The 24765-nt window shown below is 73.4% G+C and carries 26 protein-coding genes; 17 read left to right on the top strand and 9 right to left on the bottom strand.

From position 1 onward, the window contains the following. Positions 1 to 94: 94 nt before the first annotated feature. The 3 genes from fabI to AB0F82_RS09405 are packed head-to-tail and all read left to right on the top strand — an operon-like array spanning position 95 to position 3427. Positions 95 to 865, top strand: coding sequence for an enoyl-ACP reductase FabI (fabI, locus tag AB0F82_RS09395; protein WP_362625257.1), 771 nt, complete (start codon positions 95 to 97; stop codon positions 863 to 865). 1 nt (position 866) lies between these two features. Next, positions 867 to 1895 carry an agmatinase gene (speB, locus tag AB0F82_RS09400; protein WP_356812461.1) on the top strand — a complete coding sequence of 343 codons (1029 nt, stop codon included), beginning with the start codon at positions 867 to 869 and terminating at the stop codon, positions 1893 to 1895. Continuing rightward, positions 1892 to 3427, top strand: coding sequence for a class I adenylate-forming enzyme family protein (locus AB0F82_RS09405; RefSeq protein ID WP_362625259.1), 1536 nt, complete (start codon positions 1892 to 1894; stop codon positions 3425 to 3427). Before speB ends, AB0F82_RS09405 begins: the two co-directional genes overlap by 4 nt. A gap of 62 nt (positions 3428 to 3489) precedes the next feature. On the opposite strand, the gene AB0F82_RS09410 is transcribed toward AB0F82_RS09405, so the two are convergent. Both AB0F82_RS09410 and AB0F82_RS09415 read right to left on the bottom strand, forming a co-directional pair. Continuing rightward, positions 3490 to 4626: a beta-ketoacyl synthase N-terminal-like domain-containing protein gene (locus AB0F82_RS09410; protein ID WP_362625261.1), complete on the bottom strand. Its 1137-nt coding sequence runs from the start codon at positions 4624 to 4626 to the stop codon at positions 3490 to 3492. After that, positions 4623 to 5144, bottom strand: a complete 522-nt coding sequence (locus tag AB0F82_RS09415; protein WP_362625263.1) for a hypothetical protein — start codon at positions 5142 to 5144, stop codon at positions 4623 to 4625. Before AB0F82_RS09415 ends, AB0F82_RS09410 begins: the two co-directional genes overlap by 4 nt. 83 nt (positions 5145 to 5227) lie before the next feature. On the opposite strand from AB0F82_RS09415, the gene AB0F82_RS09420 reads away from it, so the two are divergent. The 5 genes from AB0F82_RS09420 (at position 5228) to AB0F82_RS09440 (ending at position 9171) form a co-directional block, all read left to right on the top strand. After that, on the top strand, positions 5228 to 6409 hold the full coding sequence (locus AB0F82_RS09420; protein ID WP_362625264.1) for a macrolide family glycosyltransferase: 1182 nt from the start codon (positions 5228 to 5230) through the stop codon (positions 6407 to 6409). A 52-nt stretch (positions 6410 to 6461) separates the two neighbouring features. Next, on the top strand, positions 6462 to 7193 hold the full coding sequence (locus AB0F82_RS09425) for a GNAT family N-acetyltransferase (RefSeq protein ID WP_356812466.1): 732 nt from the start codon (positions 6462 to 6464) through the stop codon (positions 7191 to 7193). Continuing rightward, a complete protein-coding gene (locus AB0F82_RS09430) occupies positions 7190 to 7951 on the top strand; it encodes a PIG-L deacetylase family protein (protein WP_362625266.1) in 762 nt (253 codons plus the stop codon). Before AB0F82_RS09425 ends, AB0F82_RS09430 begins: the two co-directional genes overlap by 4 nt. Next, positions 7951 to 8556: a class I SAM-dependent DNA methyltransferase gene (locus AB0F82_RS09435; RefSeq protein ID WP_362625268.1), complete on the top strand. Its 606-nt coding sequence runs from the start codon at positions 7951 to 7953 to the stop codon at positions 8554 to 8556. The genes AB0F82_RS09430 and AB0F82_RS09435 overlap by 1 nt, the downstream gene beginning before the upstream one ends. A 132-nt stretch (positions 8557 to 8688) precedes the next feature. After that, positions 8689 to 9171: a hypothetical protein gene (locus AB0F82_RS09440; RefSeq protein ID WP_362625270.1), complete on the top strand. Its 483-nt coding sequence runs from the start codon at positions 8689 to 8691 to the stop codon at positions 9169 to 9171. Here AB0F82_RS09440 and AB0F82_RS09445 read toward each other — a convergent pair. From AB0F82_RS09445 to AB0F82_RS09460, 4 genes are all read right to left on the bottom strand, one after another. Beyond that, positions 9152 to 9781 carry a Maf family protein gene (locus AB0F82_RS09445; RefSeq protein WP_356812470.1) on the bottom strand — a complete coding sequence of 210 codons (630 nt, stop codon included), beginning with the start codon at positions 9779 to 9781 and terminating at the stop codon, positions 9152 to 9154. The genes AB0F82_RS09440 and AB0F82_RS09445 overlap by 20 nt on opposite strands. Positions 9782 to 9803: 22 nt before the next feature. Further along, the gene (gene mmpB, locus AB0F82_RS09450; protein ID WP_257856429.1) at positions 9804 to 9938 is read right to left on the bottom strand and encodes a morphogenic membrane protein MmpB; all 135 of its coding nucleotides are present in this window, start codon (positions 9936 to 9938) and stop codon (positions 9804 to 9806) included. Positions 9939 to 10018: 80 nt separating this feature from the next. Continuing rightward, positions 10019 to 10231, bottom strand: a complete 213-nt coding sequence (locus AB0F82_RS09455; protein WP_356812471.1) for an acyl-CoA carboxylase epsilon subunit — start codon at positions 10229 to 10231, stop codon at positions 10019 to 10021. A gap of 18 nt (positions 10232 to 10249) precedes the next feature. Next, complete coding sequence (locus AB0F82_RS09460) at positions 10250 to 11842, bottom strand: acyl-CoA carboxylase subunit beta (RefSeq protein ID WP_356812472.1); 1593 nt, start codon at positions 11840 to 11842, stop codon at positions 10250 to 10252. A gap of 131 nt (positions 11843 to 11973) precedes the next feature. Here AB0F82_RS09460 and AB0F82_RS09465 point away from each other — a divergent pair, with 131 nt between their 5' ends. The 5 genes from AB0F82_RS09465 (at position 11974) to hutH (ending at position 18216) form a co-directional block, all read left to right on the top strand. After that, on the top strand, positions 11974 to 12840 hold the full coding sequence (locus AB0F82_RS09465) for a biotin--[acetyl-CoA-carboxylase] ligase (RefSeq protein WP_356812473.1): 867 nt from the start codon (positions 11974 to 11976) through the stop codon (positions 12838 to 12840). 220 nt (positions 12841 to 13060) lie between these two features. After that, positions 13061 to 14209 carry an adenylate/guanylate cyclase domain-containing protein gene (locus tag AB0F82_RS09470; protein ID WP_356812474.1) on the top strand — a complete coding sequence of 383 codons (1149 nt, stop codon included), beginning with the start codon at positions 13061 to 13063 and terminating at the stop codon, positions 14207 to 14209. A 288-nt stretch (positions 14210 to 14497) separates the two neighbouring features. Beyond that, a complete protein-coding gene (locus tag AB0F82_RS09475) occupies positions 14498 to 15295 on the top strand; it encodes an enoyl-CoA hydratase/isomerase family protein (protein WP_362625274.1) in 798 nt (265 codons plus the stop codon). 147 nt (positions 15296 to 15442) lie between these two features. Further along, complete coding sequence (locus AB0F82_RS09480; RefSeq protein WP_362625276.1) at positions 15443 to 16558, top strand: GGDEF domain-containing protein; 1116 nt, start codon at positions 15443 to 15445, stop codon at positions 16556 to 16558. Positions 16559 to 16674: 116 nt separating this feature from the next. After that, positions 16675 to 18216, top strand: a complete 1542-nt coding sequence (gene hutH / locus AB0F82_RS09485; protein ID WP_030822968.1) for a histidine ammonia-lyase — start codon at positions 16675 to 16677, stop codon at positions 18214 to 18216. Between the two features lie 97 nt (positions 18217 to 18313). Here the strand turns inward: hutH and AB0F82_RS09490 are convergent, their stop codons facing one another. Beyond that, positions 18314 to 18652, bottom strand: a complete 339-nt coding sequence (locus AB0F82_RS09490; RefSeq protein WP_362625277.1) for a hypothetical protein — start codon at positions 18650 to 18652, stop codon at positions 18314 to 18316. A 155-nt stretch (positions 18653 to 18807) separates the two neighbouring features. Here AB0F82_RS09490 and AB0F82_RS09495 point away from each other — a divergent pair, with 155 nt between their 5' ends. The 3 genes from AB0F82_RS09495 (at position 18808) to AB0F82_RS09505 (ending at position 21717) form a co-directional block, all read left to right on the top strand. Further along, complete coding sequence (locus AB0F82_RS09495; protein WP_030661679.1) at positions 18808 to 19101, top strand: hypothetical protein; 294 nt, start codon at positions 18808 to 18810, stop codon at positions 19099 to 19101. Between the two features lie 132 nt (positions 19102 to 19233). Then, positions 19234 to 20505 (top strand): L,D-transpeptidase, encoded by a 1272-nt coding sequence (locus AB0F82_RS09500; protein ID WP_356812478.1) that lies wholly within the window; start codon positions 19234 to 19236, stop codon positions 20503 to 20505. A gap of 177 nt (positions 20506 to 20682) precedes the next feature. Further along, positions 20683 to 21717 carry a GNAT family N-acetyltransferase gene (locus tag AB0F82_RS09505; protein WP_362625280.1) on the top strand — a complete coding sequence of 345 codons (1035 nt, stop codon included), beginning with the start codon at positions 20683 to 20685 and terminating at the stop codon, positions 21715 to 21717. Here AB0F82_RS09505 and AB0F82_RS09510 read toward each other — a convergent pair. Continuing rightward, entirely contained in the window at positions 21707 to 22618 is a 912-nt protein-coding gene (locus AB0F82_RS09510; protein ID WP_356812480.1) for a helix-turn-helix transcriptional regulator, read from the bottom strand. The genes AB0F82_RS09505 and AB0F82_RS09510 overlap by 11 nt on opposite strands. 162 nt (positions 22619 to 22780) lie before the next feature. Here AB0F82_RS09510 and AB0F82_RS09515 point away from each other — a divergent pair, with 162 nt between their 5' ends. After that, positions 22781 to 23878, top strand: a complete 1098-nt coding sequence (locus AB0F82_RS09515; RefSeq protein WP_362625282.1) for an NAD(P)-dependent alcohol dehydrogenase — start codon at positions 22781 to 22783, stop codon at positions 23876 to 23878. A 153-nt stretch (positions 23879 to 24031) separates the two neighbouring features. Here AB0F82_RS09515 and msrA read toward each other — a convergent pair whose 3' ends face one another. Then, positions 24032 to 24700, bottom strand: a complete 669-nt coding sequence (gene msrA, locus AB0F82_RS09520; RefSeq protein WP_362625284.1) for a peptide-methionine (S)-S-oxide reductase MsrA — start codon at positions 24698 to 24700, stop codon at positions 24032 to 24034. Positions 24701 to 24765 lie beyond the last annotated feature (65 nt).

Here is a 24765-nt window from a genome sequence, read left to right on the forward strand (position 1 = left end):
CGGTTTCCATGTTTTCCACGTGTTCCGCGCGCTCTGCGCGTTCTGCGCGCCGAGTCGCACCGGCGCCCCGAAGGACCCTGAGGGAGAGACCCGTATGAGCGGCCTGCTCGACGGCAAGAGACTCGTCATCACCGGCGTGATCACCGAGAGTTCGATCGCCTACGCGGTGGCACGCCTCGCCCAGCAGGAGGGCGCGCACATCGTCCTGACCGCGTACGGACGCGCCTCGCTGGTGCGGCGGCTCGCCCGCCGGATGCCCCACGAACCCCCGGTCGTGGATCTCGACGTCACCGCGCCCGACCAGCTGGCCACGCTCGCGGACCGCGTCGGTGAGCACCTCGACGGCGTCGACGGCGTGCTCCACTCGATCGCGCACGCCCCGGCCGAATGCCTCGACGGCGGCTTCATGACCGCCGGGTGGCCGGAGGTCTCCGCCGCCCTGCACACCTCCACCTACTCGCTCCAGGCCCTCGTGGTGGCCTGCCGGCCCCTGCTCCGCCCCGGCGCGTCCGTCGTGGGCGTGGACTTCGACGCCTCCCGGGCCTGGCCCGGCTACGACTGGATGGGCGTGGCCAAGGCGGGACTGGAGGCGTGCAGCCGCTACCTCGCCCGCGAGCTCGGCCCCGACGGCATCAGGGTCAACCTGGTCGCGGCCGGCCCCCTGCGCACCCTGGCCGCGCGTGGCATCGGCGGCGACGGACCGGCCTTCGAGACCGGGTGGGCGACGCGCGCCCCCCTCGGCTGGGACTCCGCCGACGCGACCCCCGTCGCCCGTACCTGCCTGGCACTGCTGTCGAACTGGCTTCCCGCCACCACGGGAGAGATCGTCCACGCGGACGGCGGCCACCACATGATCGGGAGCTGACGTGCACCACCTGGGATCGGCCCACGGGCCCGACATCACCTTCCTCGGCGTTCCGCGGCTCGACCTGTCCGACCCGCCCCAGGACGCCGACGTGGTCATCCTCGGCGCCCCCTTCGACGGCGGCACCTCGCACCGGCCCGGCGCCCGCTTCGGTCCGTCCGCGATGCGCCAGGCCTGTTACCTGCCGCAGAACGGCGCCCGCCGCAGCCTGGCCATGGGCGTGGACCCGCTCACGGAACTGAAGGTGTACGACGCCGGCGACGTCCCCTGCTACTCCGGCGACATCGAGCAGAGCATCCGGAGCATCGAGCAGGCGGTGCGGATGACGGCCGCGCTCGGGGCGATCCCCGTCGTGCTCGGCGGCGACCACACGATCGCGCTCCCCGACATGCGCGGGCTGGCCCGCCACCACGGCTTCGGACGCATCGCGATGCTGCACTTCGACGCCCACGCCGACACCGGCGAGGTGGAGGACGGCCCGCTGTACGGCCACGGCAAGCCGATGCGCCAGCTCATCGAGTCGGGCGCGGTGCGCGGCGACCGCTTCCTCCAGATCGGGCTGCGCGGCTACTGGCCCGGCCCGGACACCCTGCGCTGGATGGCGGGCGAGGGCATGCGCTCCTACGAGATGTCCGAGATCACCTCGCGCGGCCTGCCGGCCTGTCTCACCGAGGCCTTCGCCGTCGCCATGGACGACTGCGACGGGGTGTTCCTGTCGGTCGACGTGGACGTGGTGGACCCCGGCCAGGCGCCGGGCACCGGCACTCCGGAACCGGGCGGTCTGACCTCCCGTGAGCTGCTGGACGCGGTGCGCCGGATCGCCTACGAGCTTCCCGTGGTCGGCGTCGAGGTCGTCGAGGTGGCGCCCCCCTACGACCACGCCGACATCACCGCCTACCTGGGCAACCGCGTCGTCCTGGAGGCACTGACCGGCATCGCCCGGCGGCGCCGCGACCGGGCCCTGGGCACGCGGTGGGATCCGCGCACCCCGCTGCTGGAACGGGAAACGCAAGAAGGAGCGCACCGGTGACCGTGACGAGGACCGAGGAACCCACGGCCCAGACGGCCCAGACGGCCCAGACGGCCCAGACGGCCCAGACGGCACAGGCGGTACGGACGGCGCCCCCGGCCCTGCCGGCCGGCGCTCCCGCCGCCGCACCCGGACTCGCCGACGCGGCCGGCACGCTCACCGGGGCCGCGCTCACCCGCCGGGTGCTCGCCGCCGCGGGGGAGCTGCGCGGGCGCGGCGTCGGACCGGGCGACCGGGTCCTGGTCAAGGGCGACAACTGCGTCGACTACGTCGTGGCCCTGCTCGCCCTGATGCACCTGGACGCCTCGCTGGTGCCGGTGGACCACCGCCAGTCGGCGGCGGACGGACGGTTCGCGGCCCGCCGGGCGCGGGCGCGATGGCTGCTGACCCGTGAAGCGGCCGCCGCCGACCTCCCCGGCGAGCGCGTGCTGGCCTATCCCGGCCTGGGCGCGGGCCACGCCCCGCTCGACGGGGAAGTCGACCTCTCCGCGTGGTTCGCCCGCGCCGACGCCGTGGTGCTGTGGTCCTCGGGAACGACCGGCCCGCCCAAGGGAATCGTGAAGTCCGGGCGCGCGCTCCACGACAACACCCTGCGCACCATCGCGGCCATGGGGTACCGCGCGGACGACGTGCTCGCCCCGCTGCTGCCCTTCTCCCACCAGTACGGGCTGTCCGTGGTGCTGCTGTGGTGGCTGGCCGGCTGCACGCTGGCCGTCACGGCCTACCAGCGGCTCGACGTGGCCCTCGCCCAGGCCGCCGGGCACGGGGTCACGGCCGTGGACGCCGCCCCGTCCACCTACCACTCCCTGCTCGGCGTCGTGCGCCGCCGCCCCGAGCTGCGCGCCGCGCTGAGCCGCGTACGCGTCTGGGGCGTCGGCGGCGCCCCGCTGCCCGCGCCGCTCGCGGCGGCCTTCCCGGCGGCCCTGGGCCGGCCCCTCCTCGACGGGTACGGACTCACCGAGCTCGGGAACGTCGCGCTGGCCACCCCCGACGTGCCCATCGGCTGCGGCAGGCCGCTGCCGGGCATCGAGGTACGGGTCGTGCGCCCGGACGGCGGGCCGGCCGCCCCCGGCGAGCTCGGCGAGATCGAGGTGCTCTCGCCCGGGCTGATGGAGGGCCACCTGCTCGACGACGGCACCCTCGCCCCCGTGCCCCAGGGCTCCTGGTACCGCACGGCCGACCTCGGGCACCTCGACCCCGAGGGCCATCTGTACGTGGTGGGGCGCAACCAGGCCGTGCACCGGTCGGGCTTCACGCTCTACCCGGAGAGCCTGGAGCGCAAGGCCGAGGCGTGCGGCCGGCAGGTCAAGGCGCTGGCGGTGGAGGACCTGCGGCGCGGCTGCGCCCTGCACTTCGTCGTGGCCGACCCCGAGGGGGGCTCGCCGGCCCAGTGGCGCCGGCGGATGGCCCCGCATCTGGCGGAGTACGAACAGCCCAACGCCGTCCACGTCGTCGACCGCTTTCCGCTGAGCGCCAACGGGAAGACCGACACGGCGGCCCTGCGGAAGATGGTCGGTGTGGAAGCCGCCTGATCCGCCCGCACCCCTGGTGCCGGTCGCTCCGCCCGACCCCCGCGGGCGGAGCGACCTGTGGTTCACCGCCGGAGCAGGACCAGCGAGGCGTTGTTGCCCCCGAAGCCGAAGCTGTTGACGGCGGCCGTCCGGGCGCCGGCGACCTCCGTCGGGGCCGTGGGCAGCACCAGCCGGTCGGTGGGCTCCGGGCGGGTGAGGCCCGCGGTGGGCGTGACGATCCCGCTGCGCAGGGTCTGGGCGGCCGCGGCGATGGCCGGTGCGCCGGAGATGTGCAGCAGGTGGCCGATGGCGCCCTTGTGCGAGCTGACGGGCAGGGCGCGGGCGCCGCAGTCCGCGGCGACGGCCTCGACGGCGGCCAGTTCCGCCGCGTCGCCCTGACCGGTCCCGGTCGCGTGCGCGTGCACGTGGTCCAGCCCGTGCACCGAGGCGTCGTCGAGGGCGTCGCGCATGCAGGCGGCGATCCGGCCGGTGTCCGAGGCGGCGGACTTGGCGCCGGAGACCCGGCAGGCCGCGCCCGCGACGACGAGGTCCGCCGACGCCCCGCGGGCCCGTGCGTGTGCGGCGCTCTCCAGGACGACGGCGCCGCCGCCCTCGCCGAGCGAGATGCCCGCCCGTTCGACGTCGAAGGGCCGGGCGGCCGTGCGGCCGACGGCCCGGACGACGTCCATGCTGGCGTACTCGTACCGGTTGAGCACCGACGAGCCCACCACCGCGGCCACGGGCGCGGCTCCCGCGCGCAGCAGCTCGCGGGCGTACCCGACGGCGAAGACGGCGGAGGCGCAGGCGTGCGAGAGGTGCACGTACCGCACGTCCGGGCGCACCCCGAGGACCTCGGCGGGGTCGGGGCCCATGAACTCCCGCTCGTCGGCGGTCGGCCGGGCACGGCCCCGGTCGGGCCGGGGGAGGACGGCCTGGCCGACGAGGATCACGACGGAGCCGTCCGGGAGCCGGGCGAGGTTCGCGGCGTGCAGCGCCTCCTGCAGGGCGGCCCGGGCGTAGGCGCTCTTGCGGGGACCCGCGTCCGGCTGCGGTCCCGCCTCGGGTACCTCACCGACCGGTTCGCCCCGGTAGGGCGGCGCCGTGAAGCGCCGGGCGGGCCCCAGGGCGGAGCGTCCGCCGAGCAGGCCCCGCCAGTAGGGCTCCACGCCGCGGCCGAAGGGGGTGACCAGGCCGAGTCCGCTGATGACGATGTCGCTCACAGGCCGGCCGCCTTCCAGGTGGTGGCGAGGGCGAGGCAGTCCGCGTCGCGCGGGTCCTCGCCGGGGAACACGATCAGGTCCAGTACGACGGCGGCCGGGCGGGCGGCGGTGACCGGAGGGGTGAACTCCGCGTCGGACGCCGGCAGGTGCGCCAGCAGGTAGCAGTCCCCCCGGTGTTCCGAGGCGGTCAGATAGGGGCGCACGAGTTCGGAGGTCTCCATTCCGACGGAGTCGGAGGGCCGCAGCCGGCGGGCGGGGTCGTGGCAGCGGGCGACGAAGCGCCGGGCCGCCCACGTGCCGTAGTCGTGGCACAGGACGTACAGCGCGGCCGTCGCCCGCTCGTCCTCGGGCAGCGCGCCGAAGGCGGCGCCGAGGGCCGCGGAGGCCGCCTCCGCCGGCTTGCGGTGGACGGAGGGCGCCGCCACCGGCACCGGGACGGCGGCCACCCGGGCCTCGTCGGTCCCGGCCAGCGCCCGGTGCCACCGCACCGCGACGGGCCTTCTGGTTCCTGTCGTCATCCCAACCCCTCTACCGCAAGTCATGATCTGTCGAATATGCTCAGTCGGTAGTCAAGTTTTGTCAACGAAAGGAAAGGCGAGTCATGCCGCTCCACGTCGGATTCGTCGGGATCGCGTGGCACGGTCATGTGAACCCCACCCTCGGCCTGGTCGAAGAGCTGGTGCGACGGGGCCACCGGGTCTCGTACGCGGTCACCGAGGCCTTCGCCGAGACGGTACGAGCCGTCGGCGCGGAGCCCGTCGTCTACCGGAACCCGGTCGACGACGCCCTGACCGACGACGGCCTGGACATCTCGCCGACGGACTTCCTCCGCGAGGCCGACGCCGCCCTGCCCGTGCTGACCGAGGCCTGGGCCACCGACCGGCCCGACGTCATCGCCTACGACGGGATCGCCTGGGCCGGACGGGTCCTCGCCGCCAAGTGGCACGTCCCGGCCGCCGAGATGTGGCCCTCCTTCGTCTCCAACGAACACTTCTCCCTGGAGGCGGAGTTCCTGGCGGACCAGCCACTGCACCCCGGAGTCCTGCGGTTCGTCCGCGAACTGACCCGCTTCCTGACCGCGCACGGCCTGCCCGCGACATCCGCCGGCGACTTCCTCGGCCACACCGAGCCGCTGCGCCTGGTCTTCCTGCCGCGCTCCTTCCAGTACCGCGGGGAGACCTTCGACGACCGCTTCGCCTTCGTCGGGCCCTGCGCCGGCGACCGCGGGTTCCAGGGCGACTGGCACCCCGCCGGGGACCGCAGGCCGGTGCTGCTCATCGCTCTGGGCACCGCCTGCTACGAATGGCCCGAGTTCTTCCGGATGTGCGGCGAGGCCGTCGCGGACCTGCCCTGGCAGGTCGTCATGGCCTACGGCCCCGGGCTCGACCCCGACGCCCTCGGCACACTGCCCGAACACGTCGACGCCCGGCCGTACGTCCCCCAGCTCGCCGTCCTGCGCAATGCCGACGCCTTCGTCACCCACGCGGGCATGGGCAGCACGATGGAAGCCCTCCTCCACGGGACCCCGATGGTGGCCGTCCCGCAGACCCGGGAACAGGCCGCCGTCGCCGAGCGCATCGGCCAACTGGGTCTCGGCGTCCGCCTCGACCGCGAGCAGCTGACCGCGCACACCCTGCGCGAAGCCCTCGTGCGCGTCATGGACGACCCCCGCGTCCGCGCCAACGCCGCGCGGATGCAGGAGGAGCTGCACTCCGCGGGCGCCGCCCCCGAGGCCGCCGACCGCCTGGAACTGCTCGTCGCGTCCGCCGCGCACGGCACCTGACCACCCCCCACCCCCCGTCCATCCATCCAGCACCTTCACTCAGGGAGTCGCCATGCAGGGCAAACTCGTCAGGCTCGAACGGCCCAGGGACGAGGACTACGAGCTGATGGCACGGTGGTTCGGGCCGGACGCCCCCGCCGCCGTCATGGCCGCCACCGACGGAGACGTCGTCACCGCCGAGGAGTTCCGACGGCTCGACCAGAGCGGCGGCCTGCGCCAGTTCGCCGTCCGCGACGCCGAGGACCGCACCGTGGGCGCCGTCCACTTCAAGCCCCAGGGCCCGGTCGGCGGATACGTCCTCGGCGGCGCGATCGGAGATCGCGAACTGTGGCGCCGCGGCCTGGGCGCCGAGGCCTTCGACCTCCTGATCGACCACCTCTTCCACGCCCGCAACGCCCACCGCGTGCAGTTCACCACGGCGCTCTACAACAAGAACGTGCTCCGCCTGGTGACCGGCGTCGGCTTCACCCTCGAGGGCATCCTGCGCGAGTACTTCTACCTCGACGGCCGCCACCACGACGGCGCGGTGTGGGGACTGCTGCGCCACGAGTACTACGCGGCGGTCGAGGAGCTCAAGCGCACCGACGCCACCTTCTCGCTGCCGGACGCCATCCCCGAGGAGGACAAGGCACAGGCCCGCCGGCTCCTCGCCGAGTACATCGCCAGCCCCTTCGGCAAGACCTCGACAGGACTCCTGCTCGCCGCCGCGGGCGTCGCCCCCGCGGAGCACGACCGGGACCGTACGCACGAGGGCGACCGGCAGCCCGGGGCCGGCGAGCGGTGACAGCGCTGCGCTGGAACACGCTGGTCCTCTCCCCGCACTTCGACGACGCGGCCCTCTCCGTCGCCGGCCTGATCGGCCGGCTGGACGGCCCCGCCGCCGTGGTCACCGTCCACGGCGGCGCCCCGCCCGCGGGGGCGCCCGTCTCCTGGTGGGACGCGGGCTGCGGATTCGCCACGGCAGCGGAGGCCCACCGCACGCGCCTGGAGGAGGACGCGCGTGCCTGTGCCCTGATGGGGGTGGATCAGCTGACCCTGCCCAACGCCGACAGCCCGTACCGGGGCGGTGGCCCCCTCACCGGGCTGAGCGAACTCCTGCGGGAGCTGCACCCCGACACCAAGGTGCTGGTACCGCTCGGCACCGACCAGCCGGACCACGCGGCCGTCCGCGACCAGGCCCTCGCCGCCCTCACCGACCCGGCGGGCCCCCGGCCGTACGTGTACGCCGACCTGCCCTACACGGGCGCCGTGCGCCGGTGGGGTACGGACGCGGCGGTCGAACGCCTGACCGGTGACCCCCGGTACGGGGCCGCGCTGCGCGAGACCGCGGCCCGTCACCGGATGCGGGTGGCGTACGACGTCCGCCTCGACGACACCGAATGGGCCGCCAAGCGCGCGGCCATCGTCTGCCACAGCTCGCAAATCGCCCCGGTGGCCGTCGGCCACGGCCCCTTCCTGCGCAAGCCCGGCCCCCTGCAGGCCGAGCTGGTCTGGGAGCTGGAGCCGCTCGGGGACGCCACCGCACACCTCCGGGAGCCCTGATGCCCGCCACCCGCCGCACCTCGGTGTCCACCGCACACTTCGACAAGGCCTACCGCGCCAGGACCGACCCCTGGGGAACCCTCCACAAGGCCTCCGAGCGGGAGAAGTTCGCCGACACCGCGTCCCTGCTGCCCGCCGGGCGCTTCGGCTCCGCACTGGAGATCGGCTGCGGCGTGGGCGCCCTGACCCGGCTCCTGGCGCCGCACTGCGACGCGCTGCTCGCCACCGACTGCTCCGGAGCGGCGATCGAACAGGCCCGCGGACACTGCGCGGACCTGGACGGCGTCTCGCTCGCGACGCTGCGGGTGCCCGAGGACCTGGTCGAGGGGGAGGCGGACCTCGACCTCGTCGTCATGTCCGAGGTGGGCTACTACCTGTCGGACGCCGACCTGCGGCTCGCGGCCCGGCGGATCGGCGCCCGGCTGCGGCCCGGCGGCCATCTGCTGCTCGCGCACTGGGTCCACGAGGGCCCCGAAGGGGTCATGACGGGACGGGGGGTCCACGAGGTCTTCCGCGCCGTTCCGGGGATCGTCCAGGTCGCCGGCCGGGACGCGAGCCGCTACGGCGAGACGTACCGACTGGATCTGCTCCGGCGCGAAGCGTAGGGGGTGTCCTGCCGGCCAGGCCGGCCGCCGGCCGGCGGCAACCGGGATGTGCCGATGTCTTGTCCAACTCGCTACCCGTTAGTAGCCTCCAGGCGTCGAACAGGCTTGTGACACGTGGGGGGTGGGCGCATCGTGCTGCGAAGACTCGTGGCCGGACTGGCCGCGATCGTGCTCGTCGCGGAGGCGGCGGTGCTCGTGCTCGTCCACATCGTGCTGGGCCGGACCACGGCCAACCAGTCGATGTCCATCGCGGGCAGCGATCCGGACGTCATGTCCAAGGCCACCTACGCCATGGGCGCCGGCATGGGCGCCTTCCTGGTGCTGTGCGCCGTGTTCGCCGCCGTCGCGGCGCTGCGCGACCGCCCGCCGGGCCGCTTCGCCCGCGTCGTCCTCATCAGCGCGGCCGTCACCCACGCGGTGCTCGGCATGCTCGCCGTCGGCCTGGTCGGCTGGGCCGCCTTCGCGACGCTGATGCTGATCCTGTGTCTGCTCGTACTGATCCTGACGCTCTACCCCGCCGCAGCCCGGCAGGGCGGCGAGGGTGACGGCGGCGGTCCGGTCGAGGACGCACCGCCACCGCCGCCGATCGGGGAGCTCAAGCCCACAAGTCCGTGATGGACACGCCCAGTTCGCCCAGCAGGGAGCGCAGCAGCGGCATGGACAGGCCGATCACGTTGCCGTGATCCCCGTCGATGCCGTCGATGAACGGCGCAGACAGCCCGTCCAGGGTGAACGCACCCGCCACGTGCAGCGGCTCGCCGCTCGCCACGTACGCCGCGACCTCCGCGTCCGTCGGCTCGCCGAAGCGGACCGTCGTCGACGCCGTGGCCGAGACCTGCCGCCCGGTCGCCGTGTCGATCACGCAGTGCCCGGTGCGCAGCACGCCCGCCCGGCCGCGCATCGCCTTCCAGCGCGCGGTGGCCTCTGCGGCGTCCGCGGGTTTGCCCAGCGCCTCGCCGTCCAGCTCCAGTACCGAGTCGCAGCCGATCACCAGGGCGCCCGCGGCCTCGTCCAGGCCGGCCACGACGGCCGCCTTCGCCTCGGCCAGCGCGAGCGCCAGCTGGGCCGGCTCGTCGTGGTCCAGGGTGTCCTCGTCGAAGCCGCTGACGATCACGTGCGGGGCGAGGCCGGCCTGCCGCAGCAGGTTCAGCCGGGCGGGGGAGGCGGAGGCGAGGACGAGCCCCCGCGCGTTCGAGGGCTCGGGCGTGGCAGTCATGCCCGCCATCGTAGGCGGGGCCGGGCGCGGCTCAGAAGTGGCTCACGCCGAGGACGTAGACCACCACGAGCATGGCGAGGGCGAGCACCACGGTGAGCCGCCGGATCATCGCCTGCGCGTCGCGCATGTCCTTGGGCGGCTCGTTCTTCGGGTCGGACCAGAGCATGTTCCGATCCTGGCCCCGGGGGCGGGTCCGGCGCCTGAGTACGGGTACTCAAGCGCCGCCCCGCGTTCACCCCATGCCGGCTACCCGGGCCAGTACGTGCGGCCCCAGGCCCGCGGCCCGGGGTGCGGCAGCCGCCGCCGTGCCACCCGGGCCGGCGTCGACCACTCGTCCGTGACCTGCGGGGCGCCCGACGGCTGCGACGAGGCCAGCAGCGCCGCGCGCGCCTGGACCACCGCCAGTGCGGCGGCCAGCTCCTCCGGGGTCGGATTGCCCTTGACGACCTTGATCACCACGGTGACCTCCTGGAGGGACTAGAGGGGGATGTTGCCGTGCTTCTTCGGCGGCAGGGACTCCCGCTTGGTGCGCAGCTGCCGCAGCCCCTTCACCACGTGCGCGCGGGTCTCGGACGGCATGGCCACCGCGTCGATGTAGCCGCGCTCGGCCGCCGTGTACGGGTTGAGCAGCGCGTCCTCGTACTCGGCGATGAGCCGGGTCCGGGTCTCCTCCACCTCCTCGGGAGCGGCCTCGGCGAGCGTGCGGCGGTGCAGGATGTTCACCGCGCCCTGCGCGCCCATGACGGCGATCTGCGCGGTCGGCCAGGCCAGGTTCAGGTCCGCGCCGAGGTGCTTGGAGCCCATCACGTCGTAGGCGCCGCCGAAGGCCTTGCGGGTGATGACGGTGATCAGGGGGACGGTGGCCTCGGCGTACGCGTAGATCAGCTTGGCGCCGCGCCGGATGATTCCGTTGTACTCCTGGTCGGTGCCCGGGAGGAAGCCCGGAACGTCGACGAAGGTCAGCACCGGGATGTTGAAGGCGTCGCAGGTCCGCACGAAGCGGGCCGCCTTCTCGGAGGCGTCGATGTCCAGGCAGCCGGCGAACTGCATCGGCTGGTTGGCGACGACGCCCACCGGGTGGCCCTCGACGCGGCCGAAGCCGGTCAGGATGTTCGGCGCGAAGAGCGACTGCGTCTCCAGGAACTCCGCGTCGTCCAGCACGTGCTCGATCACGGTGTGCATGTCGTACGGCTGGTTCGCGCTGTCCGGGATCAGCACGTCGAGCTCGCGGTCGGTGTCGGAGACCTCGGTGTCGGCCTCCTCCGGGAACGCGGGGGGCTCGGAGAGGTTGTTCGACGGGAGGTACGACAGGAGCGACTTCACGTACTCGATGGCGTCCTTCTCGTCGCCCGCCATGTGGTGGGCGACGCCGGACGTGCTGTTGTGCGTGCGCGCACCGCCCAGCTCCTCGAAGCCGACGTCCTCGCCGGTGACCGTCTTGATGACGTCCGGGCCGGTGATGAACATGTGCGAGGTCTGGTCGACCATCACCGTGAAATCGGTGATCGCGGGCGAGTACACGGCGCCGCCGGCGCAGGGCCCGACGACCAGGCTGATCTGCGGGATCACGCCCGAGGCGTGGACGTTGCGGCGGAAGATCTCGCCGTACATGCCCAGCGCGCTGACGCCCTCCTGGATGCGGGCGCCGCCGGAGTCGTTGATGCCGACGAGCGGGCAGCCGGTCTTCAGCGCGAAGTCCATGACCTTCATGATCTTCTGGCCGAAGGTCTCGCCGAGGGCCCCGCCGAAGACGGTGAAGTCCTGCGAGAACACGGCGACGGGGCGTCCGTCGACCGTGCCGTAGCCCGTGACGACGCCGTCGCCGTAGGGCCGGGTCTTCTCCAGCCCGAAGTTGGTGGAGCGGTGGCGGGCGAACTCGTCCAGCTCGACGAAGGATCCCTCGTCCAGCAGTAGGGCAACCCGCTCACGCGCCGTCAGCTTGCCCTTGGCGTGCTGCTTCTCCACAGCACGGGCGGAGCCGGCGTGGGTGGCTTCGTCGATGCGGCGCTGCAGATCCGCGATCTTGCCCGCGGTGGTGTGCATGTCGATCGGCTCTGACGGATGTGACATCGGGGTCGCGGCTCCCTGCGTGGTGTCAACTGCCTGGTCAATTGATTGACTACTGCTGGCTACTGGTGCGTAGCGTATCGGCGGGCATGGCGCTCGGCAGTGCGGCGTTTGACACACCTACATTGGGTTGCATGACGCCATCAGATGCATCAGCCGGAGCTTCCGCAGGTCGTTGGTCGAGCCTGGAGCGGCCGCCGCTCAATGCCGCCGGGCTGCGGCGGGCCCTCGTCACCGGGGACGGGTTGTGGACCTCCCTGGAGGTGGTCGCCTCCACCGGGTCCACCAATACCGACCTTGCCACGCGGGCGCCGGAGCTGCCCGAGGGGGCCGTGCTCGTCGCCGAGGAGCAGAGTGCCGGGCGCGGCCGGCTCGACCGCAGCTGGGTGGCTCCCGCCCGGTCCGGGCTGTTCTTCTCCGTCCTGTTCAAGCCGGGCGACGCGGTCCCGCAGGAGCAGTGGGGGTGGCTGACCCTGCTGGCCGGCGTGGCCACCGCGACCGGGCTGTCCCGGGCCGCCGGCGTGGACACCGCCCTCAAATGGCCCAACGACCTGCTGGTCACCGTCGAGGGCGAGGAGCGCAAGACCGGCGGCATCCTCGCCGAGCGGGTCGCGGACGGCGTCGTCGTCGGGATCGGCCTCAACGTCACCCTCACCGAGGAGGAGCTCCCGGTGCCCGCCGCCGGATCGCTGGCGCTGGCCAAGGCCACCGTGACCGACCGCGACCCCCTGCTGAGGGCCGTGCTGCGGTCCCTGGAGGAGTGGTACGGGAACTGGCGCGCCGCCGGCGGCGACCCGGCGGCCAGCGGCCTCCAGGAGACCTACGCGGCGGGCTGCTCCACCCTCGGCCGGCACGTGCGTGCGGAACTCCCGGGCGGGCGCACCCTCACCGGAACGGCCGAAGCCGTCGACACCGATGGCCGCCTGGTGATCCGTACGGCCGAAGGGACCCACGAGGCGGTGGGGGCGGGCGACGTCGTCCACCTGCGATCCGTGCACTGACGGGGGTGGGGCCGGGCGTGCGGCGAAATGCGCGGATCGCTGCGTTTCGGGTGCGTACGGCCCCATGCGCCGCCGCGAGGAGCCCGGGCCGTACCCGGATCGAAGCCGGGGAGGGGAGTGAGCTACGGCACACCTGCCGTATGGTTTAGGCGATCCCGCTGCTCGTGGTGATCAACCGGTTCGGCAGGGCAGTGCGCACGGAATGGACAGGAGGCGGCCCTTGACCGTCGACGACTCTGCTTCCGGCACGTCCGCCCCGGGGCCCAGCGGTCCGGGCACCCCGATCGGGCGCGACCAGCACACTCCGCACCACGAGGTCGACCACACCGTGCAGCCGACGGCGGACCCCCTCGCGATCCGCCTGGAGCAGCTGATCCTCGGTGCCGAGCGCCGGTACACGCCGTTCCAGGCAGCCCGTAGCGCCGGGGTGTCGATGGAGCTCGCCTCCCGCTTCTGGCGGGCCATGGGCTTCGCCGACATCGGCCAGGCCCGGGCGCTGACGGAGGCCGACGTACTGGCCCTGCGGCGGCTCGCCGGCCTGGTGGAGGCCGGACTGCTGTCCGAGCCGATGGCGGTGCAGGTGGCGCGGTCCACCGGCCAGACCACGGCGCGGCTGGCGGAATGGCAGATCGACTCGTTCCTGGAGGGGCTCACGGAGCCGCCGGAGCCGGGGATGACCCGTACGGAGGTCACCTACCCCCTGGTCGAGCTGCTCCTGCCGGAGCTGGAGGAATTCCTCGTGTACGTGTGGCGCCGCCAGCTGGCGGCGGCCACCGGACGCGTGGTGCAGGTCGCGGACGACGAGGAGATGGTCGACCGGCGGCTCGCGGTGGGCTTCGCCGACCTGGTGGGCTTCACCCGTCTGACGCGCCGGCTGGAGGAGGAGGAGCTCGGCGAGCTGGTCGAGTCCTTCGAGACGACCGCGGCGGACCTGGTGGCCGCGTACGGCGGCCGGCTGATCAAGACGCTGGGTGACGAGGTGCTGTACTGCGCCGACGACGCGGCCACGGCGGCGGAGATCGCGCTGCGGCTCATCGAGACGATGGAGGCGGACCCGCAGATGCCCGAGCTGCGGGTCGGGATCGCCTTCGGCACGGTGACGACCCGGATGGGCGACGTCTTCGGGACCACGGTGAACCTCGCGAGCCGGCTGACGTCCATAGCCCCCAAGGACGCCGTGCTGGTGGACGGGGCGATGGCGGAGGAGCTGTCCCGGACCGGCGCCGCGCCGGTGTCGGAGAAGGAGGCGGAGACGGAGCCCGACGAGGGCGCGGCCTACCGGTTCGCCCTCCAGCCGATGTGGCAGCGGCCGGTGCGCGGCCTGGGCGTCGTGGAGCCCTGGTCGCTGACGCGCCGCAAGCGCCGCTGACGCGCCGCAAGCGCCGCTGACGCGCCGCAAGCGCCGCTGACGCGCCGCAAGCGCCGCTGACGCGCCGCAAGCGCCGCTGACCCGGCGCAAGCGCCGCTGACCCGGCGCAAGCGCCGCTGACCCGGCGCGGCCCCGGCGGGCCCGGTGACCCCGGCGGGCGTGGCCCCGACCGTGCGGCCGTCGCGCTTACCGACATCACGACCGCACCGCAATGCGCCACGGGCCCGTCCCGACCGGTGGGACACCCCCTAATATCCCGGGGTAACGTTCGTTAACCGGGAGGGTGCTATGGCGTCCGAGTTCGAGTCGGAGTTCGTGGCGGTACGCCGCCACGAGGGCGGGGTCGCGGAGCTGGTCCTCGACCGCCCCAAGGCCATGAACGCGGTGTCGACCGACATGGCCCGCGCCATCGGCGCGGCCTGCGCCGCGCTGGCCGCGGACCGCACCGTACGGGTGGTCGTGCTCTCCTCCACGGCGGCGCGGGCCTTCTGCGTCGGGGCCGACCTCAAGGAGCGCAACTCGCTGTCGGACGCCGAGCTGGTGCGGCAGCGGCCGACCACGCGCGGGGCGTACGGGGGCGTGCTGGAGCTGCCGATGCCCACCGTCGCGGCCGTGCACGGTTTCGCGCTGGGCGGCGGCTTCGAGCTGGCCCTGGCCTGCGACGTGATCGTCGCCGACGAGACCGCGGTGGTCGGACTGCCCGAGGTCTCGGTGGGCGTGATCCCGGGCGGCGGCGGTACGCAGCTGCTGCCGCGCCGCGTGGGTGCGGCGCGGGCCGCCGAGCTGATCTTCACCGCGCGCCGGGTGGAGGCCGCCGAGGCGCTCTCCCTGGGCCTGGTGGACTCCGTCGTCCCGGCCGGCCGGGACACGGCCGAGGCGCTGGCGCTGGCGTCGCGGATGGCCGCGAACTCGCCGGTGGGGCTGCGGGCCGCCAAGCGCGCGCTGCGGCTGGGGCACGGGATGGACCTGGCGGCCGGTCTGGAGATCGAGGACGCCGCCTGGCGGACGGTCGCCTTCTCCGGTGACCGCGCGGAGGGCGTGGCGGCCTTCAACGAGAAGCGCAAGCCGAACTGGCCGGGGGAGTAAGTAGTGGCCGGGCCGGGGGGCGGGGCCGAATCGCGGCCGGCCACCGCGTGCGCCCGGCCGCCCCCGCCTCCCCCGCTGGTGATCTTGGCTGCGCTGAAAATCGCGCCAATTATCTCAAAATCCGACAAAACTCCCTAACCTGGGGTAATGGGAGCTGACGGGCGGCTGCGAGCCGTGGTGGGCCTCGCCCAGGCGATGGCCGCGGCGAGCACGCCGCGCGACAGTGTGCGTGCGGCCGCGCGGGGCGCGCGCCTGGCGATGGACGGCTCGTTCGCCGCGATCTCCGCGTGGGAGCGGGAGCGCGGGTGCCTGCGGGTCCTCGTCAACGAGGGCGAGCGGCGGGCGGGCGAGGAGGAGTTCCCCGAGGACGAGTCCTACCCGGTGCACGACTTCCCCGAGGTCACCGAGTTCCTGCACGAGCGGTGGGTGGGCGGCGGCGGCCCGCACGCCTGGGTCGAGAACGCCGTCGGCGACCGGCCGGGGCGGCGCGGCGAGGCCCTGCGCCGCCGGGGCCGCGGTACGTGCGTGGTCGCGCCCGTCGTCCTCAGCGGGCGGGCCTGGGGTGAGCTGTACGTGGCCCGGGACGAGGGGCTGCCCGACTTCGACGAGGACGACGCGGAGTTCGCCACCGTGCTCGCCGCCGTGGTCGCGGCCGGCCTTGCGCAGAACGAGCGGCTGGAGGAGGCGCGACGGCTCGCCTTCACCGATCCGCTGACCGGGCTCGCCAACCGCCGGGCGGTCGACATGCGCCTCGACGAGGCCTTGGAGGAGCACCGGCGGACCGGCGTCGTCGTGAGTCTCGTCGTCTGCGACCTGAACGGGCTGAAGAAGGTCAACGACACCCTCGGGCACGCGATGGGCGACCGGCTGCTGGAGCGGTTCGGGTCGGTGCTGAGCCTGTGCGGGGCCATGCTGCCGGGGGCCCTGGTGGCGCGCCTGGGCGGCGACGAGTTCTGCCTGGTCGGGGTCGGCCCGCCGGCGGACGACGTCGTCCGGGTCAGCGAGGAGCTGTGCACGCGCGCCGCCGAACTGGAGCTGGGTGAGGGCGTCGCCTGCGGCGTGGCCTCCACCGGGGACCCGATCGGGCCGCTGAAGTCCTCCCGTCGGCTGTTCCGCCTCGCGGACGCCGCCCAGTACAAGGCGAAGGCGGCGCGTTCGGCCGCGCCGGTGGTGGCGGGCCGGGACACGGCGGTGGTGCGGCTGGCGGACGCCGCCGCCCAGGAGGCCCCGGGGGAGCGGCGGCGTTTCCGGGGCCGGCAGTGACCCGCGTCCCCGCCTGCCCGGCGGGTCAATCCGTAAGGGGTCCAGAGGCTGCGCGATCGTGACAGTTCCAGCTAGTGACATACAGCGATTCAATCCGTAGGGTGCTGAATATGGATATGCACACTGTCGTGGTGGGGACGTCCGGTACCACCGCCGAGGACGTCATCGCCGTTGCCCGCGGCAACGCACGGGTCGAGCTGTCCGGCGAGGCGCTCGACGCGCTCGCCCGCGCCCGCGAGATCGTCGACGCGCTGGCCGCCAAGCCCGAGCCGGTCTACGGGGTGTCCACCGGGTTCGGCGCCCTCGCCTCCCGGCACATCAGTCCCGAGCTGCGCGCCCAGCTCCAGCGCAACATCGTCCGCTCGCACGCCGCCGGCATGGGCCCGCGCGTCGAGCGCGAGGTGGTCCGCGCGCTGATGTTCCTCCGGCTCAAGACCGTCGCCTCCGGCCACACCGGCGTGCGCCCCTCCGTGGCGCAGACCATGGCCGCCGTGCTCAACGCCGGGATCACCCCCGTCGTCCACGAGTACGGCTCCCTCGGCTGCTCCGGCGACCTCGCACCCCTGTCCCACTGCGCGCTCGCGCTCATGGGCGAGGGCGACGCCGAGGGCCCCGACGGCACCGTCCGCCCCGCCGGCGAACTGCTCGCCGAGCACGGTATCGAGCCGGTCGAACTCCGCGAGAAGGAGGGCCTCGCCCTCCTCAACGGCACCGACGGCATGCTCGGCATGCTGGTCATGGCCCTCGCCGACCTCGACAGGCTCTACAAGTCCGCCGACATCACCGCCGCCCTCACCCTGGAGGCGCTGCTCGGCACCGAGAAGGTCCTCCAGCCCGAGCTGCACGCCATCCGACCGCACCCCGGCCAGGGCGCCTCCGCCGCCAACATGGCCGCCGTGCTGAAGGGTTCCGGGCTGACCGGGCACTTCCAGGAGGAGTCCGCGCCGCGCGTGCAGGACGCCTACTCCGTGCGCTGCGCCCCGCAGGTCGCCGGCGCGGGCCGCGACACCATGGCGCACGCCGCCCTGGTCGCCTCGCGCGAGCTGGCCTCCGCCGTGGACAACCCGGTGGTGCTGCCCGACGGCCGCGTGGAGTCCAACGGCAACTTCCACGGCGCCCCGGTCGCCTACGTGCTGGACTTCCTCGCCATCGCGGCCGCCGACCTCGGCTCCATCGCCGAGCGGCGCACCGACCGGCTGCTCGACAAGAACCGCAGCCACGGTCTGCCGCCGTTCCTCGCGGACGACGCCGGCGTGGACTCCGGCCTGATGATCGCCCAGTACACCCAGGCCGCCCTGGTCAGCGAGATGAAGAGGCTCGCGGTGCCGGCCTCGGCCGACTCGATCCCCTCCTCCGCCATGCAGGAGGACCACGTCTCGATGGGCTGGTCGGCCGCACGCAAGCTGCGTACCGCCGTCGACAACCTGACGCGGATCATCGCCATCGAGCTGTACGCCGCCACCCGCGCCATCGAGCTGCGTCACGGGCTGACGGCCGCCCCGGCCAGCCTCGCCGCGATCGCCGCCGCCCGTGCGGCGGGCGTGCAGGGTCCCGGGCCGGACCGCTTCCTCGCCCCCGACCTGGCCGCCGCCGACGAGTTCGTCCGTACCGGCGGGCTGCTCGCCGCGGTGGAGCCGGTGACGGGTCCGCTCGCCTGACGCGGGTCGTCAGCCGCCGTACTGCCACACAGCCGCGCTGCCGCACGGCCGAGGGCCGCCCCGGGAGGGATCCCGGAGCGGCCCTCGCCGTCGTGGATCACACCCCGGGGCGGCGGCGTACCGAGTAGGTGACGAAGGCGGCCCCCACACCGAGGCAGAAGGTGCCGCCCAGGAGGTAGGGGGTGGTGTCGACGGACCCGGTGTCGGCGAGCGAGAGGGACTGCGCCCGCGGGCCGGAAGCGGAAGGTGCCGAGCCCGAGATCGTTCCGGTGCGCGCCGCCCCGTCGGCCGCCTCCGCGGTGTTCGCGCCCCCGGGCACGCCGGAGGAGCTCCCCGCCGCCTCCGGAGCGGTCGCGCCCGCCGAGGGCACGAACCACAGGGCGGCGAGGAGGGTGGTCGCTCCGAGAGCGGTGAGCAGCGGTCGCCGTGCGGACACGGTGCGATCCCCCTTGTGGCAGCAGCGAATTGGCCGTGTGCGGTGATGCTACGGAAAGGGGCGGGTCGTGGGAAAGTCAGGGCTTCCGCGGGCTTACTCTCCGTCGTATGAATCCTTCTGAGACATCACGATATGTACGGCTTCGGGTGGATCTGGTGCTCGAAGTGCCGGACGCCCAGGCACTCACCGGAGCCGCGCTCGAGCACATCAAGGCCGACGAGTTCATGCCGGACGAGGAGCGCAGCCATGCGGAGGCCGCCGTCCGGGAAGACGAATCGGAAGCCCTCGCCTACCTCGTCGACCCCACTGACCTGGTCGTCGACATCCCCGGGGTGGAACTGGCACAGGCCTCCTGGAGCAGCGAGCCCGTCGAATACGACCCCGAGTCGATGGAGTGGGACCTCGACGAGGAAGATGGGGACTTCGACGAAGAACCCGACAACGCCTGACCGTGCGGTTGCCCACATCCCAACGGAATGTGGAACCGGCCGGCGCCGTTAACGCGTTGTCAGGACCAGGCAGGGGGCCGGGCCCCCTGCCGGGCCAACCCCGGGACGGCGGTCTCGGGGTATCCGGCAACGATGGAGTGGCGTGTGAGGACGGACAGCAAGCGGCGGAGAAGGGCCCTGGCGGCCATATCCGTCGTGCTCGGCGGCGTACTGGTGCTCTCGGCGTGCAACGACGAGGGCGGCGGCGACCCGAAGGGCAACGGGGAGGCCAGCAAGTCCCAGGCGGACGTGGACGCGGCAGCGGCCAAGGACGCCTCGAAGGCCAAGATCACCATCACGCCGAAGGACGGCGCGACCAACGTCGGCCTCAACGACTCGGCGAACGTCGCCGTCAGCGACGGCACGCTCACCCAGGTCGAGCTGAAGACGAGCGAGGGCTCGGCCGTCGCCGGCGACATATCCGCCGACGGAAAGAGCTGGAAGCCCAAGGGCGCCCTGAAGCGCTCCACGAAGTACGCCCTGTCGGCGACCGCCAAGGACGCCGACGGCAAGGAGGCGCACGAGAACGCCTCCTTCACGACCGTCTCCCCGGAGAACAGCTTCGTGGCGTCGTTCGTGCCGGAGGAGGGCCAGACCGTCGGCGTCGGCATGCCGGTCTCGATCACCTTCAACAAGGCGATCAAGGACAAGAAGGCCGTCCAGGCGGGCATCTCGGTCTCCTCCAGCAGCGGCCAGGAGGTCGTCGGCCACTGGTTCAGCGCCCAGCGCCTGGACTTCCGCCCCGAGCAGTACTGGCAGGCGGGCTCCACCGTCACGCTGAAGCTGGCGCTGGAAGGCGTCTCGGGCGCTCCCGGCGTCCAGGGCGTCCAGAGCAAGACCGTCACCTTCAAGATCGGCCGCAGCCAGGTCTCCACGGTCGACGCGAAGACGAAGAAGATGACGGTCACCCGGGACGGCGCGGTCATCAAGACCATCCCGATCTCCGCGGGCGCCCCGGCCAACCCGACCTACAACGGTCAGATGGTGATCTCCGAGAAGTTCAAGGAGACCCGGATGAACGGCGCCACGGTCGGCTTCACCGACGCCGACGGCAAGGGCGAGTACGACATCAAGGACGTCCCGCACGCGATGCGCCTGTCGAACTCCGGTACGTTCCTCCACGGCAACTACTGGGGCGCCGACTCGATCTTCGGCAGCGTCAACACCAGCCACGGCTGTGTCGGCCTGAACGACGTCAAGGGCGCGGGCGACCCGAACCAGCCGGCCGCCTGGTTCTACGACAACTCGCTCATCGGCGACGTCGTCACGGTGGTCAACTCCCCGGACAAGACCATCAAGCCGGACAACGGCCTCAACGGCTGGAACATGAGCTGGGCCGACTGGAAGGCCGGCGCGGCCGCCTGACACCGGACGCGGCTCGCACGAACGGGACGGCGGGGAACCTCACGGGTTCCCCGCCGTCCCGTTCGACGTCGCCCGGCAGAGGTAAGGCAACCAGAGGTCCGGCCGGGGAGGCGGCCTCGTGCTGCGGTGGCCGAAAACCCCGGGGTGGCGCGTCCGGGGGCGCTCTAGGGTCGGAGCATGATGATCCACTCCCTCGCTCTGCCCCCGTCCGACGCCGAGGTGGACGCCTGGCTGGCGGTCCTGACGGCCGCCGCGGCGGCCGACCTGCCGCGGCTGCCCCCGCCCTCCCGGGTGGAGGTCGCCGGGCGGCTGTGCGTGACGCCGGTGCGCGGCCGGCCCGTACTGTGGGCGGCCGGCGAGGGCGCGGGCGTGGCGGCCCTGCTCCTGTTCACCGAGGAGGGCAACACGCACACCGCGTTCCTGGACGTGCTGACGGTGCGCCCCGAGGAGCGGCGCCGGGGCGTCGGCACCGCCCTGTGGGAGCGGGTCCGCGAGGAACTGATGGCGCAGGGCCGGACCTCGGTCGCGGCCATGGTGGACCTCGGCGGTCCCGGCCAGGCCTTCGCGGAGGCGATGGGCTTCGAGAACGTCCTGCCGATGGCCTGGTACGCGCAGGAGGTCCCGTCCGCGGGCCGGCCTGCCGCGGGCCGGCCTGCCGCGGGCCGGCCTGCCGCGGGCCGGTCTGCCGCCGACCCGGCCGCCGCCGACCCGGTGCGGGGGCCGCAGACGCCCGGCTACGAGCTGCTGACCTGGCACGGCCTCGTCCCCGACGCCTGGGCGCCCGCCGCGGCCGCCGCCCACGCAGCCATGGAGGACGCGCCGACCGGAGACATGGACCAGCGGATCCAGACGTGGACGGCCCGGCGGCTGCACACCCTCCAGCAGCTGATCCTCGACAGGGGCGGCGACCTGAGCACCGTCGCGGCGGTGACCCCCGAGGGCGAGGTCGCGGCGTACACGGAGATCGTGCTGCCGGATCCTGCGGGCACGAGCGCCGTCCAGTACGACACCGTGGTCGTACCCGCCCACCGCGGGCACGGCCTCGGACGCGCCGTGAAACGGCACATGGTCGCGCAGGCCGCCGCCCGCCACCCGCGGCTGCGCCGCATCGCCACCACGGTGGCGGACGAGAACGGCCCGATGCGGGCGGTGAACGAGGCGCTCGGCTACCGGCGCGAGCGCGGCCTCGGCATCTTCCAGATCAAGCTGTAGCCGCACCCGGGAAGCGGGCGGCCTCCGCAGGCCGCTCGGCTGCCCGCCCGGCCGTCCCCTGCGCGTCCCAGGAGGCCAGCAGGCGCAGGGCGTCCTCGGAGGCCGAGCCCGGCTCCGCGTGGAACGTGACCAGGGACTGCGCCGGATCGTCGGGGAGCGTCAGCGTCTCGAACGTCAGGCGCATCTCGCCCACCAGCGGGTGCCGCAGCAGCTTCACCCCGTGCGTCTTGTCCGCCACCGTGTGCGCCGCCCACAGCCGCCGGAACTCCTCGTTCTTCACCGACAACTCCCCGACCAGCGCCGACAACCGCTCGTCGTCCGGGTGCTGGCCGGCGTACAGCCGCAGGTTGCTGACGACCCAGCACGCCTGGCACTCCCACTCCCCGTACAGCTCCGCGGTCGCCGGATCCAGGAACATCAGCCGGACCAGGTTCCGCTCCGCCGCGGGAAGCGCCCCGAAGTCCCCGAAGACCGCCGCCGCCAGCCGGTTCCAGCCGATGACGTCCTGACGGTGCCCCACGAGGTAGGCCGGCACGCCGTCCATCGCGTCCATCAGCGTGCGCAGCGCCGGACGCACCTGCTGGGGCCGCCGGCTCTGGCGGCGCCGGCGCGCCTTGGGCCGTGCCAGGTCCATCAGGTGCGCCCGCTCGGTCCCGTCGAGCCTCAGGGCCCGGGCGATGGCGTCCAGCACCTCCACCGACACGTTGTGCCCGTCGCGCTGCTCCAGCCGCGTGTAGTACGCGACCGACACCCCTGCCAGCTGGGCCAGTTCCTCCCGGCGCAGGCCCGGCACGCGCCGTCGGCGACCGTAGTCCGTCATGCCCACGTCCTCCGGGCGCAGACGTGCGCGGCGGGAGCGGAGGAACTCGCCCAGGCAGGCTCGCTGATCAAGCTGGTCCATGCCGCCCAGTATCGCCGGGTGCGGTGCGGCCGGGAGGGCGTCAGCCTGACCCCGCCAGTAGTAGGTTCGCCGGTCCTAGGAAACGCAGGGGGCTGGGTACCGGTCGCCGTGCGGGGCAGCCTGGTGCGCACCGCAGACACCACCGCTTCGAGGAGCACCACCATGTCCGTCACCACCACCGCGTCCACCGGGTCCACGGCGTCCACCGGGTCCACCGCGTCCACCCGGGTCGCCGCGTACGCCGCCCCCGCCGCGGGCGCCCCGCTGGAGCGCACCACCGTCCCGCGCCGCCCCGTAGGCCCCCACGACGTCCTCATCGACATCAAGTACGCGGGCATCTGCCACTCCGACATCCACCAGGCGCGCGACGGATGGGGCGAGGGCATCTACCCCATGGTCCCCGGCCACGAGATCGCCGGGATCGTCACCGGGGTCGGCGCGGACGTCACCCGGTTCACCGTCGGGGACCGGGTGGGCGTCGGCTGCATGGTCGACTCCTGCCGCGAGTGCGAGCACTGCCTGAACGGCCAGGAACAGCACTGCGTGCAGGGCATGACCGGCACCTACAACGCCCTCGACCGGGCCGGCGAGCCCACGTACGGCGGCTACTCGACCCATCTCGTCGTCGACGAGAACTACACCGTCCGCATCCCCGACGGCCTCGCCCTGGACGAGGCCGCCCCGCTGCTGTGCGCCGGCATCACCCTCTACTCGCCGCTCAGGCACTGGCAGGCGGGCCCGGGCAGGAAGGTCGCGGTCGTCGGCCTCGGGGGCCTCGGCCACATGGGCGTGAAGATGGCGCACGCGATGGGCGCGGAGGTCACCGTACTGTCGCAGACCCTCCGCAAGGAGGCCGACGGCCGACGGCTGGGCGCCACCCACTTCCACGCCACCGGCGACGAGGCCGCCTTCGAGACGCTCGCCGGGAGCTTCGACCTGATCCTGTCCACCGTCTCGGCCCCGCTGGCCCTGGACAAGTACCTGGGCCTGCTGAAGGTCGACGGGGCGCTCGTGAACGTGGGCGCGCCGGAGGAGCCGGTCTCGCTCAACCTCTTCTCCCTCATCGGCGGCCGCAAGACCCTCGCCGGATCGATGATCGGCGGGATCGCCGAGACCCAGGAGATGCTGGACTTCTGCGCGGCGCACGGCCTGGGCTCGGAGATCGAACTGATCGAAGCCGACCGGATCAACGAGGCCTACGCCCGCGTCCTGGCGAGCGACGTCCGCTACCGTTTCGTGATCGACACGTCGACGATCTGATCCCCGGGGGGTCGCTCTTCCCTTGTGGCACCCGGCTCCGTGGGGGAAGCCCTGGGCTGATGCTCCTCACTGAGAGACCGTCAAGGGGGACGCGATGCTGGTAGAGGCGTTGGCGGCGGCGGGTGGCGGCGCCATCGTCGGCGAGCGGGACGGTCACTCGGCGGGGGCCGGGGCCACGCCGATCGGGCAGGAGACGCCAGTGCCGCCGATGCCGCAGTAGCCGCCCGGGTTCTTGTCCAGGTACTGCTGGTGGTGGGCCTCGGCCGGCCAGAAGGGGCGTTCCGCCGCCGGGAGGACGGCCGTGGTGATGGGGCCGTAGCCCGAGGAGGCCAGGACCTGCTGGTAGGCCGTGCGGGAGGCCTCGGCCGTCGCCTGCTGGGCGGGGGAGTGGGTGTAGACCGCCGAGCGGTACTGGGTGCCGACGTCGTTGCCCTGGCGGAAGCCCTGGGTGGGGTCGTGGGACTCCCAGAAGAGCTTCAGGAGGGTGGCGTAGGAGACCTGCGCGGGGTCGAAGACCACGCGGACGACCTCCGTGTGGCCCGTGAGGCCCGAGCACACCTCCTCGTACGTCGGATTCTCGGTGAAACCGCCCTGGTAGCCGGCCAGCGTGGTCCACACCCCCGGGGTCTGCCAGAACTTGCGCTCCGCGCCCCAGAAACAGCCCAGGCCGAAGTCGGCGACCTCCAGGTGGGCCGGGTACGGGCCGGCCAGCGGGTTGCCCAGCACGGTGTGCTTCTCGGGAAGATCGAACAGCGGCTCCGCGCGGCCCGTCAGGGCCTCCTCGCGGGTGGGGAGCTCGGGCGTGCGGCGGTACGAGAACATGGATTCCCTCCTTGTGGGAGTGACAACGCACGGAGGGCGGGCCGGGATTCCCCTCGACCCGCCCC

This window comes from Streptomyces virginiae (genome assembly GCF_040638905.1).
GTDB lineage: Bacteria > Actinomycetota > Actinomycetes > Streptomycetales > Streptomycetaceae > Streptomyces > Streptomyces virginiae_B.

What these genes read in the sequence shown, in the direction of transcription:
- fabI (WP_362625257.1), top strand. Translation starts at nt 95, where the DNA reads ATGAGCGGCCTGCTCGACGGCAAGAGACTCGTCATCACCGGCGTGATC.
- AB0F82_RS09415 (WP_362625263.1), bottom strand. Translation starts at nt 5,144, where the DNA reads ATGACGACAGGAACCAGAAGGCCCGTCGCGGTGCGGTGGCACCGGGCG.
- AB0F82_RS09420 (WP_362625264.1), top strand. Translation starts at nt 5,228, where the DNA reads ATGCCGCTCCACGTCGGATTCGTCGGGATCGCGTGGCACGGTCATGTG.
- AB0F82_RS09425 (WP_356812466.1), top strand. Translation starts at nt 6,462, where the DNA reads ATGCAGGGCAAACTCGTCAGGCTCGAACGGCCCAGGGACGAGGACTAC.
- AB0F82_RS09435 (WP_362625268.1), top strand. Translation starts at nt 7,951, where the DNA reads ATGCCCGCCACCCGCCGCACCTCGGTGTCCACCGCACACTTCGACAAG.
- AB0F82_RS09445 (WP_356812470.1), bottom strand. Translation starts at nt 9,781, where the DNA reads ATGGCGGGCATGACTGCCACGCCCGAGCCCTCGAACGCGCGGGGGCTC.
- mmpB (WP_257856429.1), bottom strand. Translation starts at nt 9,938, where the DNA reads ATGCTCTGGTCCGACCCGAAGAACGAGCCGCCCAAGGACATGCGCGAC.
- AB0F82_RS09460 (WP_356812472.1), bottom strand. Translation starts at nt 11,842, where the DNA reads ATGTCACATCCGTCAGAGCCGATCGACATGCACACCACCGCGGGCAAG.
- AB0F82_RS09465 (WP_356812473.1), top strand. Translation starts at nt 11,974, where the DNA reads ATGACGCCATCAGATGCATCAGCCGGAGCTTCCGCAGGTCGTTGGTCG.
- AB0F82_RS09475 (WP_362625274.1), top strand. Translation starts at nt 14,498, where the DNA reads ATGGCGTCCGAGTTCGAGTCGGAGTTCGTGGCGGTACGCCGCCACGAG.
- AB0F82_RS09480 (WP_362625276.1), top strand. Translation starts at nt 15,443, where the DNA reads ATGGGAGCTGACGGGCGGCTGCGAGCCGTGGTGGGCCTCGCCCAGGCG.
- hutH (WP_030822968.1), top strand. Translation starts at nt 16,675, where the DNA reads ATGCACACTGTCGTGGTGGGGACGTCCGGTACCACCGCCGAGGACGTC.
- AB0F82_RS09500 (WP_356812478.1), top strand. Translation starts at nt 19,234, where the DNA reads ATGGAGTGGCGTGTGAGGACGGACAGCAAGCGGCGGAGAAGGGCCCTG.
- AB0F82_RS09505 (WP_362625280.1), top strand. Translation starts at nt 20,683, where the DNA reads ATGATGATCCACTCCCTCGCTCTGCCCCCGTCCGACGCCGAGGTGGAC.
- AB0F82_RS09510 (WP_356812480.1), bottom strand. Translation starts at nt 22,618, where the DNA reads ATGGACCAGCTTGATCAGCGAGCCTGCCTGGGCGAGTTCCTCCGCTCC.
- AB0F82_RS09515 (WP_362625282.1), top strand. Translation starts at nt 22,781, where the DNA reads ATGTCCGTCACCACCACCGCGTCCACCGGGTCCACGGCGTCCACCGGG.
- msrA (WP_362625284.1), bottom strand. Translation starts at nt 24,700, where the DNA reads ATGTTCTCGTACCGCCGCACGCCCGAGCTCCCCACCCGCGAGGAGGCC.